This is a genomic window from Oceanobacillus locisalsi (assembly GCF_042675985.1).
In the GTDB taxonomy this organism is placed as follows: domain Bacteria; phylum Bacillota; class Bacilli; order Bacillales; family Amphibacillaceae; genus Oceanobacillus; species Oceanobacillus locisalsi.
Genome location: NZ_JBHTKK010000019.1, coordinates 74,576 through 82,198, shown reverse-complemented (window position 1 = coordinate 82,198; position 7,623 = coordinate 74,576). Strand labels below are relative to the sequence as shown.

The following is a 7,623-nucleotide window of genomic DNA, read 5'->3' as shown; positions in this document are numbered from 1 at the left end:
ACATTTGGCTAAACCATTCCGTTGGACGAAGGAAGCTAAAACCTTACAAATTTAATGTGGGGTATTTACTTCAGCCGCGTGGCACTAGTGCAGACGTTGCAACAAATGTTTTCGGTGGGGTGAGTAATCGCAACCCCAGGACGTTGCGTTCTTAGTCTGCCATGGGGACGGCTTCAGCTAACTTGAAAAGAAGACCGCTTTTCAAGTGGATCTTCAGCTCGCCCTGCTCCCACGACGGACAAATGTTTTCGGTGGGGCGAGTAAGCGCAGTCCCAGGACGTCCTAGTGTCGGCCGTTGGTCACAGGACGTGACCGGTTTTAGCCGACTAGGAGTCTACGTGGTTGGCCTGCGCTCTGATGGGATGCTACAGCGTTTGGAAGAAATAACATCCTAATGGAGTTAAATGATTTTATTTGTTCAACTATTTCATGTATAGAACATCTCACTAGCGGAGGCGGACCGTTTTGACTCCTGAGGGATCAGCACCCTCTGAAGATCCACTTTTGCCAAGCGCTCTTCTTGGCAAAAGTTAGCTGAAGAGCGTGCCCCTAGGAAAGCAAAACGGTCTGCCGCAGCGGTTATACTAACCTGACAACATTGAGACCTGCGATTACTCGGTCTATTAAAACCGTTGCTGCGCTTACTCGTCCCATCAAAAACCGTTGTACGTCGGAAAGCAAAACGGTCCGCCGCAGCGGTCATCTTACTCCTTACCTGTAACCTTTCTCCACAAATGTATAGAAGAAAACGATCAACCATAGCCGCTTATTTGACAATAATCGGAGATGTCATTTCCTGTAGAAAGAAATTTCTTTGCTTGTCAGCAGCTAAGACACTGTAATATGCTTTGGCAGCTCGCTCCTCTATTTGCAGAAACGGATGGCTGATTTGATTTATTTTTGTAATGAACGGCAAATCGGCCTGCTTTTTCTGCTGATTTAAATAAGTCTGGCCAGTTTTGTTCATGCCAAGTACGCGTACGTATCCGGTGTCGTGTCCCAATATTTGTTCTTCTTTTTTGGTATTGGTTAAGATATGGACGAATATCCGCTGGAGCCTTGTCCATGTGTAACGTTTTGTTTTTAAAGCATGCATCCAATCCTGAAAGGTCGATGCTTCTGCTGCTGTACGTTTTATCCGATGCTCCAGACCTTCGATAACACCTTCTATCTGTTCTAATTCTGCTGCATTCATTGTTTGTACGCGATATTTCAGGAAGGGGAAATATAACTCCCAATCATGCCAATGTCCGGCTTTCTGTTTATAACTTGTCAGTATCTGCAATGTCTCATCCGGCATGGAATCAGCAGCTGATGCAGATGTTGAAGTGTTCGTCAACACTTCTTTACGGATACTTGTAGCACTGGCGATTTTTCCTGTGATGGCCGTATCATGATAATTGTTCTCGATTCGTTGTATAGTGACCGGCCGAATTGGGTAATGAGCATCTTTGATAGCCCGGACATAACCTAAACCCAATATATTATTTGGCTGGGATACATCAAGTATCTCAGATAAACCGGAAATATGCCGATAAGCTTTTGTGGCTGCGTCCGGATAGGAAAAGCCTTGATTTAAATATCTTTTCAAATTTGCTTCGTATGCGTAAAGATGTTCTTTTTGAAGCTGATAAGCATCGGTAAAAGCTGCAATATTTCCGGATTCACTGCCGAAACACACAGCGCTAACTCCAGAATGGAAGAGTGTTTCTATAGCTCCTCTGGCAAAATGGTCACTATTTTGAACAGCGTACGCATACGGAAGCTCAACGACTAAATCGACACCCCCAAGTATGGCTGCTTTGGCGCGATGATATTTATCCAAAATTGCCGGTTCTCCGCGTTGTAAGAAATTTCCGCTCATTACTGCAATCATACAGTCAGCATCTGTCTCTTTTCTGGCTTGTTTTAAATGATATTGATGTCCATAATGAAAGGGATTATATTCAACCACTAAACCACAAGCTTCCATACACTCACCTCTATTTTTAAGTAGTTTTATTTTAACATATTCAAGAAGATGGTTGTGGATAATAGAAATAACATGACAAAAAGCCAAACTATCGTTAAAATGATTCTAACTGCTGTTTTGTATTCACTGTATCAGGAAATACTATTTTGTAAAGAAGATTCGGCGGTTGCGGGACCACAGACGCGGACAAAGCCGTAAGTGTGTTTTACCTGTGGCGAAAAAGAAAATATATTGACAAATGCCGTATTTTCTTTTATCATTTATCTTGTTGCCTAGAGGTGATTATAATGAAATTGACTGTTAATCAGATTAAAAGAGGTTCCGTAAATGAGCCGTATTTCTTTGATGATCATGCAGATGTGTCAGAACTGGAAACGATGAATAATGATATACGTAAAATTTCTCCGGTACATGTGACCGGACAAGTGACGAGTCATGGCGAGGAATTTTATGTGAACATGCATATAAAGGGAGAAATGATACTTCCATGTGCCCGCACATTGGTAGATGTTCCTTATCCGTTTGACATAGATGCAAACGAGGTTTTTTCTGCTTCTGCTTATTATGGGAAAGAAGAAGAGGAACAAGAAATTCATCCAATTCAGGGAGAAGTTCTTGACTTACTACCATTTATCAAGGAAAATGTACTATTGGAAATTCCGTACCGCGTTTTTGCTGATCATACTGATCAAGTTGATTCGGAGGAAGCAGCTCCTTCTAGCGGGAAGGATTGGGAATTTATATCTGAAACAAAGGAAGACAAGAATGTTGATCCGAGATTAAAAAAATTGGAGTCTTTCCTTAATAATAATCAGGAAGAAAAATAAGAATCTGATTCAAGTTTTACTTTCATTTTGAAGGAGGTGTAAGTCATGGCAGTACCTAAAAGAAGAACTTCCAAAAAAGTAAAAAACCAACGCCGTACGCATAAAAAATTACACGTACCTGGCATGGTAGAATGCTCCAACTGTGGTGAATTAGCAAAACCCCATCATGTTTGCAAATCTTGCGGACATTATGACGGAAAAGAAGTTGTAAGCAATTAATTCTAATTAACGAAAACAGATCATAGACTATGGTCTGTTTTTTTTCGTTATAACAGTTTATCGGATATCATTCCAATGTAAGAATAGCCATGTCCAAGAAAGCATCCTATTTGTTACTATTCACAGCCACCAAATAAAAATAATATATTTTCAGAGCTCTTCACCAAAATTTATGGTAAACAAATTAAGTTTTAAGGGTAGCCACCGCTACGGCGGACCGTTTTGCTTTCCTAGGGGCACGCTCTTCAGCTAACTTTTGCCAAGAAGAGCACTTGGCAAAAGTGGATCTTCAGATGGTGCTGATCCCTCGTCCAGCTACAAGCGTCAAAAACTAGACAACTTCCCGAGAGCGCCCTACGATAAGTCATCATCCGTTCGTAAACTCACGGTGATTCCTTTATCTCATAAGTGATGGAAGTTCGACCAAGGTCGAACCACCCCCAAAGATCGGGGGCGCAGTTGTTACGTTTTTAAACGACGCTTTCCGCTTTCCTTTCAGGAGTCAAAACGGTCCGCCTCCGCTAACGGTGTGTTCTATCCTGTTTGATATAGCTGTGTTAAAAATGTTAAACAAGAAAAGAATCTATTTTTAGAGCATACCCCCAGCACAGTTATTTTCTTTTCGCCAAAGCTATTCTTGGTATGCATCATCTATGCTCCTTCAAACTGCTGAAGCAACCATTTGAAACACAGAATGACTTTGTTATCCGGCGTAAAATGATTCATTAATCACTTTATCAGATTATTTTGTATTGCATTCGCTGTAGAACGCTATATGAGCGAAGGAAAAACATGGAGACTCCTATGGGAACAGGGCGAGCTGAAGATCCACTTGAAAAGCGGTCTTCTTTTCAAGTTAGCTGAAGCCGTCCCCATGGCAGACTAAGAACGCAACGTCCTGTTGCAACGTCTGCACTAGTACGTCCTGTACGTCGGAAAGCGGAATGTTTTTCCGTAGCGGTCATTATCCTCTAAATTTAGTTGATTTTGATGAGGAGCTCTGATGAAGCCAAATAAGTTGGCTGTGAATAGTAACTCCTATTTTAGTTTTTTATTTTGTTTTATCAATTTTCTGTGAAACGATTCTAGCATTCCTATTTTTTGCATACATTGATAGCAAACCCTAATAGGAGGTATGTTATGAACGATACACGGCAGGATGCATGGACAGAAGAAGAAGACAGACTATTAGCTGATACAGTTCTTAAGTGTATACAGGAAGGAAGAACCCAATTAGAAGCCTTTAAAGAAGTTGCTGAAAAATTATCCAGAACTTCAGCAGCATGCGGGTTTCGCTGGAATGCCAAAATAAGAAAACAATGTCAGGAGCAAGTGCAAGCAGCAAAAGAGAAAAGAAAAGCTGGATTAAAACAGCGTATCACTTATCCAGCTATAGAATCCCCGTCCATTCAATCTATTGATAGTGCTATTCAACTGCTAGAAAAAATGCGGAAGGATATACCGCAGCAGGAGGATTTTGTGAAGCGGGAAGAATTAGAGAAGGTATTACAGGAGAATAAAAAATTAAAAAACAGAATTGTAACCTATGAAACGGTATGGGGAGAAATAAATCAACTGATAAATACCGTTTCCAAATCTTAAAAAAAGCATTCATGAATAATGATCATTATTTTAATACGTAAAAAAAGACAGGAAGCTTATTGCTTCGTGTCTTTTTCTTTCACCCCTTCAGGCAGCCATAATAATGGATTTTCTCCTAAATCACGTTCCATTTCATAATGCGGTTTAACGAATCCCATCTTCTCCCAGAAACCATGTGAATTAATTCTTGGATTTGTTTTAATAGGAAGACCAAAGCTCTTTGCGTAATCTACAAGCGCTTTTCCGTATTCTCTTCCCTGATAATCAGGAATAACTTCCAGTTTCCACAGCGTCAAATACTCCTGTGGAGGTTCGAAATAAAAATCATATTCTTTCCGCACTTCATAGAGGCTCATACGAGCTATTAAATTATCACCAATATAGATTCCATAAAAAGGGGAAATACTATTATTCTCAATAATTTTATTCTCTAAGTCTTCCAACATCGTTAATTCTTGGTTTCCGTATTCACGAAAACGCTTAAATTTTTCTAATGTTTTAAAATTAATCAGTAAATTTTCTATCTTTACGTTTCCCATTCTACCCCTCCTGAATAAAGTATCACTACATTCATAAAGTTGAATGTAGATTTCCTTCTCTGACTAAATTATAATACAAAAGAGACAAATTTTAAATTAATTCTATTTTATTTGTCAAAATTAATCAGACAGGTTGCTTAACCTGATGAAAATCGTTTGTTTTCAGGCAGGGGGAAAAGAATGCGAGATTTTATTTATTATACATTAGCGCTTTTTATTGCATTTCCATTTATCGTTACCTTTTTAGTGTATTGGATAACTAAACTTTCTAAAAAACATATGTGGAAAGCAGTACATCGTGCTGTCCAATGGTCTGCGATCTTTTTTATTTTAGGTACAGGCGTTTTACTGCAGCTTTTGTTTGATCAGAATTTTTTCGGTTGGATTATTCTTTTATTCCTGATAAGTCTGACAGGAATTTTGATTCAGCAATACCGGACGCAGCAGGATATTGAATTGTCTAAAGCAATTAAAATCGTTTGGAGAAGTGCATTTTTACTCTTTGCATCTCTTTATCTGGTTTTAAGTGTAGTTTATATTATTTTAGAAATTTTAACTTAGAAATAGAAGCTCATTTTCTTGGAGAGAGCAATTTAGTTTGATTCTTGTTGTTTTTTCTGTACAATACGGAATGAATCCAAATCGACGTAAGGGGAAAATGACATGCAAATAAATTCATTAACTTTACCTGCTGCCAACACTCTGGTAGCTGATTATAAAAATGAAGAAAATAATATTATAAATATGTTTGACTATCAACCGTATAAAAATTTTCATAAACGATTTCAAGATGTGACGGAAAAAGACTTTAACAGGACTGCATTAACAGATGTATTACATACATTAAATAAAGAATGGGGAGCACCTGAAGAAACGCTAAAACAAATCGGACGTTTAAATGATGCGCAGAGTACAGTTGTCATTGGCGGCCAGCAAGCGGGACTTTTAACTGGTCCTATTTATACGATAAATAAAATAATATCTATTCTGGAGCTGGCAAAGCAGCAGGAAACAGCATTGGGAAAACCAGTGGTTCCTGTGTTCTGGATTGCCGGTGAAGACCATGATTTTGAGGAAATCAATCATATTTACTGTCCCGCTGGGGACGGAGAATTTCAAAAGCGCAAGCTCAAGACCAAAAACATAGACGCTGGTAAAAAAGCTGTTTCCGAATTAGAAATGAATAAAAAAGAACTTTCTGATTGGATAGAAGCGGTTTTTGAAACATTGCCGGAGACGGCGCATACAAAAGATATCTATGCATTGATTCAAGAAATTCAGGAAAAAGCTTCCGACTATATTGATTTTTTTGCACGTCTTATTTTTGCATTGTTTCCAACGCAAGGAATTGTACTTGTAGATTCCGGAAATGCTGCATTCCGTAAATTGGAGACAGATTGTTTCTTGGAAATGATCCAGAAACAGGAGCAAATCAGTGAAGCTGTCGTCGGGACTTTAAACGAATTAGAAACACTGGAATATCCGCTTGCTATAGAAACTGATAGATCGGATGGAAATTTATTTTATCATGATGATCTACAAGGTAGGATTTTACTGAAAGTAGACGAGAACGGAAATTGGGTCGGCAAGCAAGAGGAAGTATTGTTCACGCAGAATGAAATGGAGGATATTGCCAGAAATACACCGTGGAAATTAAGTAATAATGTGGTAACAAGACCGATGATGCAAGAGTATATGTTTCCAACATTGGCCTTTATAGCTGGACCTGGTGAGATAACTTATTGTGCAGCATTGAAATCGGGTTTCCATGTGATGCATTTACAAATGCCGCCGGTGGTTCCGAGACTTTCTTTTACATTTTTAGATGCGTCTACGAAGAAGTTAATCTCCAAATATCAGCTGACGGAAAAGGATGTTATTTTAAATGGTGTTCAATCCACCATGGATGCATACATGGAAACGAACGGACGCCAGGAAATTGATCGGGTGACAGAGGACGTTTCAGAAAAAATGAAAGAGGTACATCAGCCAATCCGCGAAATGGCTGCTGATATGGGAGATGATATTCAGGCATTAAGTGAAAAGAATTTAGCTTACTTGCTAGAGAACATCCAGTTTATGAACAAACGTTTCCATAAAGAGTTTGAAAAGAAACATTCGAAAGCTCTCCATGAATTGAATCAGATGGAGCTGGTGCTTCATCCGCATGGAGGGTTGCAAGAACGTGTTTGGAACCCATTATTTTTATTAAATCATTATGGAATGGATATCATCGAACAATTAACTTCCTTTCCACTGGATATCGAAAAAGGGCATTGGGTGGTTGAATAAATCCCCCACACGTCCCCACCCCTCATTTATATATGGTTGGAAAGACTGTCTATCTACTGATATGACAGTCTTTTTTTAGGTTTGAAAAAGGTTGTGAAATGCTTTAAAAAAGGGATTTAAAATATTTTTTGAATAAATAGTGGAGCATAGTGGGGCAATGTGGTATTATGAA

Annotated in this window: 7 protein-coding genes; 5 read left to right on the top strand and 2 right to left on the bottom strand. The window is 38.9% G+C overall.

All coding sequences use genetic code 11. The features are described 5' to 3' along the window. Positions 1–766 precede the first annotated feature (766 nt). Positions 767–1,972, bottom strand: coding sequence for a nucleotidyltransferase (locus ACFQ19_RS14630; RefSeq protein WP_379593321.1), 1,206 nt, complete (start codon positions 1,970–1,972; stop codon positions 767–769). 287 nt (positions 1,973–2,259) lie between these two features. On the opposite strand from ACFQ19_RS14630, the gene ACFQ19_RS14625 reads away from it, so the two are divergent. The 3 genes from ACFQ19_RS14625 to ACFQ19_RS14615 all read left to right on the top strand — a co-directional run bounded on the left by ACFQ19_RS14625 (position 2,260) and on the right by ACFQ19_RS14615 (position 4,620). After that, complete coding sequence (locus tag ACFQ19_RS14625) at positions 2,260–2,799, top strand: YceD family protein (RefSeq protein WP_379593319.1); 540 nt, start codon at positions 2,260–2,262, stop codon at positions 2,797–2,799. Positions 2,800–2,844: 45 nt separating this feature from the next. Then, the gene (gene rpmF, locus ACFQ19_RS14620; RefSeq protein WP_379593317.1) at positions 2,845–3,018 is read left to right on the top strand and encodes a 50S ribosomal protein L32; all 174 of its coding nucleotides are present in this window, start codon (positions 2,845–2,847) and stop codon (positions 3,016–3,018) included. 1,140 nt (positions 3,019–4,158) lie between these two features. Continuing rightward, the gene (locus ACFQ19_RS14615; protein ID WP_379593315.1) at positions 4,159–4,620 is read left to right on the top strand and encodes an RsfA family transcriptional regulator; all 462 of its coding nucleotides are present in this window, start codon (positions 4,159–4,161) and stop codon (positions 4,618–4,620) included. A gap of 56 nt (positions 4,621–4,676) precedes the next feature. On the opposite strand, the gene ACFQ19_RS14610 is transcribed toward ACFQ19_RS14615, so the two are convergent. Then, the gene (locus ACFQ19_RS14610; RefSeq protein WP_379593313.1) at positions 4,677–5,159 is read right to left on the bottom strand and encodes an N-acetyltransferase; all 483 of its coding nucleotides are present in this window, start codon (positions 5,157–5,159) and stop codon (positions 4,677–4,679) included. Between the two features lie 180 nt (positions 5,160–5,339). Here ACFQ19_RS14610 and ACFQ19_RS14605 point away from each other — a divergent pair, with 180 nt between their 5' ends. Both ACFQ19_RS14605 and bshC read left to right on the top strand, forming a co-directional pair. Beyond that, complete coding sequence (locus ACFQ19_RS14605; RefSeq protein ID WP_379593311.1) at positions 5,340–5,720, top strand: DUF3397 domain-containing protein; 381 nt, start codon at positions 5,340–5,342, stop codon at positions 5,718–5,720. 102 nt (positions 5,721–5,822) lie between these two features. Next, positions 5,823–7,451: a bacillithiol biosynthesis cysteine-adding enzyme BshC gene (gene bshC, locus ACFQ19_RS14600; protein ID WP_379593309.1), complete on the top strand. Its 1,629-nt coding sequence runs from the start codon at positions 5,823–5,825 to the stop codon at positions 7,449–7,451. Positions 7,452–7,623: the final 172 nt, after the last annotated feature.

Bases quoted from the DNA above. Each gene is read 5' to 3' on its own strand.
- ACFQ19_RS14625 (WP_379593319.1), top strand. From the start codon at position 2,260: ATGAAATTGACTGTTAATCAGATTAAAAGAGGTTCCGTAAATGAGCCG.
- ACFQ19_RS14605 (WP_379593311.1), top strand. From the start codon at position 5,340: ATGCGAGATTTTATTTATTATACATTAGCGCTTTTTATTGCATTTCCA.
- ACFQ19_RS14630 (WP_379593321.1), bottom strand. From the start codon at position 1,972: ATGGAAGCTTGTGGTTTAGTGGTTGAATATAATCCCTTTCATTATGGA.
- rpmF (WP_379593317.1), top strand. From the start codon at position 2,845: ATGGCAGTACCTAAAAGAAGAACTTCCAAAAAAGTAAAAAACCAACGC.
- ACFQ19_RS14615 (WP_379593315.1), top strand. From the start codon at position 4,159: ATGAACGATACACGGCAGGATGCATGGACAGAAGAAGAAGACAGACTA.
- bshC (WP_379593309.1), top strand. From the start codon at position 5,823: ATGCAAATAAATTCATTAACTTTACCTGCTGCCAACACTCTGGTAGCT.
- ACFQ19_RS14610 (WP_379593313.1), bottom strand. From the start codon at position 5,159: ATGGGAAACGTAAAGATAGAAAATTTACTGATTAATTTTAAAACATTA.